The organism is Moorena sp. SIO4E2, assembly GCF_010671945.1.
In the GTDB taxonomy this organism is placed as follows: domain Bacteria; phylum Cyanobacteriota; class Cyanobacteriia; order Cyanobacteriales; family Coleofasciculaceae; genus Moorena; species Moorena producens.
In genome coordinates this window covers 1-1516 of record NZ_JAAHIE010001178.1, presented here as the reverse complement: position 1 = coordinate 1516, position 1516 = coordinate 1, and the positions used below count along the sequence as shown (strand labels likewise).

Here is a 1516-nt window from a genome sequence, read left to right as displayed (position 1 = left end):
AAACGATTTATCGACAGCATTGTTAATGATTAAATTTTATGATAATTTGCTAAACTCCCAAATGTCCTTAGCAGTTGCTCTTAACCAAGCCCAACTCTGGCTGCGGGATGTAACAAAGGAAAATTTATTACTCTGGATTGAAAGCTTATCTATAAAGAGTTATCAAAAGCGGCGTTTGAGTGCTCCCCTTTTGAAGAATGATGATTTTAAGTATCTAAGACCCAGCGATAAGCCTTTTGAAAAACCTTACCATTGGGCAGCATTTTGTGCAATTGGTCAATAGGAGTTAAAACTATGAAACCTGAGATTCAAGAAATAGGAAATTTTATCAAGCTAATCAACAGCCAACCAGATATTTTTTCTGAACAGGATCGTAATGAACTGGAAGCGATAATTACTCCGCTATCTAATCATGATGTGGAGGGACTATTAGATAAGATTGAGAACTGGTGTAAATCTAATCCAGTTATTGACGATGCTCTAAATGTTTTAGTGGGTAGTCAACCAATTCGTGAAAAAGGAATTGGAGGCACTGTCGCCACTCCTGAAGCCAAAGCTGACTATGAAAAGAACGTGAAAGAAGAACTACTCAATGCCCTCCGCAAGAGTTCTACGGAAGAAACCGAAAAACCCAACACTCCCAAAGGCTGATGACTGACAGCGCCTTGCGAATCAAAAACCCCAGCGTCACCCTTTATGCCTTCCATCTGTGCCAAGACTTAAGTCAAGAACCGGGAAAGTTCCGACAGGATGCGGATCAGTTGTGGCAACACTGTGCTCAGCTCAGCGAACCCCTAGCTATCCCAGACCTGAAATCTTTACCTGAAAAATTACAATCCCCTCCCAGCCAAACCGCGATCGCAAGCCGTTACATAGAACTATTACCTGATCATGGTCGCTTAACCTATACTGCACCACTGCAAATAGAAGGCTCTGCCCTAACAGTAGAGGTCTATCCCGTTAAAATTCATGACACCTATGCCCTTGACCTAACTCTGTATTACCAAAATGTCACCGTTCCAGCCAGTCAATTTAGTCGGTTAAATCCCCAAGGGTGCCTCCTAGCCAGCAATATTCAACCTTCTTTGGGACAAACCTTAGTGCTCTATGGGGAACCAGTGGGCACTCCCGAGGAGGATAGAAAGTTAGCCGATGCCTGTGTGGATGCTTTTTTCCAGGGAACCGACCAAAAACCCGAACTTAGCGCATCTGGGCACTTATTTGGTAGCCCAATTTTTGCCTATGACAACGGTAAAGAGAAACCAACGGAGCAATGTCACCTTCTGGTCTGGTTAAACCGTCACCCAGAAACCTTAAACCTGGTTGAAAAGACGTCTTTGTCATTGTTCAATCTATTGTGCTGTCGCAGTAAAATCCTGTTTGCTTATGATCAAGCCCGTTGGTGTTATCGCCAAACTAGAGGACTCTATGGGCAACTCGAAGAAGAGGTTAAAGGCTTCAAGGAATTGCCAAGGGATCCAGAAACAAGGCTAGAGCAACTGAAGCAGAAACTGAC

General features: G+C 43.5%; 2 protein-coding genes and 1 pseudogene. All 3 read left to right on the top strand.

Features of this window, described 5'->3' with window-relative positions; all coding sequences use genetic code 11:
* A partial coding sequence (locus tag F6K37_RS41930) for a CHAT domain-containing protein (protein ID WP_287257159.1) occupies positions 1-283 on the top strand: 283 nt, incomplete at its 5' end.
* An 11-nt stretch (positions 284-294) separates the two neighbouring features.
* Positions 295-651: a hypothetical protein gene (locus F6K37_RS41925; protein WP_008179790.1), complete on the top strand. Its 357-nt coding sequence runs from the start codon at positions 295-297 to the stop codon at positions 649-651.
* Positions 651-1516, top strand: a pseudogene (locus tag F6K37_RS41920) (hypothetical protein); the annotation flags it as partial. The gene F6K37_RS41925 and the pseudogene F6K37_RS41920, both read left to right, overlap by 1 nt.

What these genes read in the sequence shown, in the direction of transcription:
- F6K37_RS41925 (WP_008179790.1), top strand. Translation starts at nt 295, where the DNA reads ATGAAACCTGAGATTCAAGAAATAGGAAATTTTATCAAGCTAATCAAC.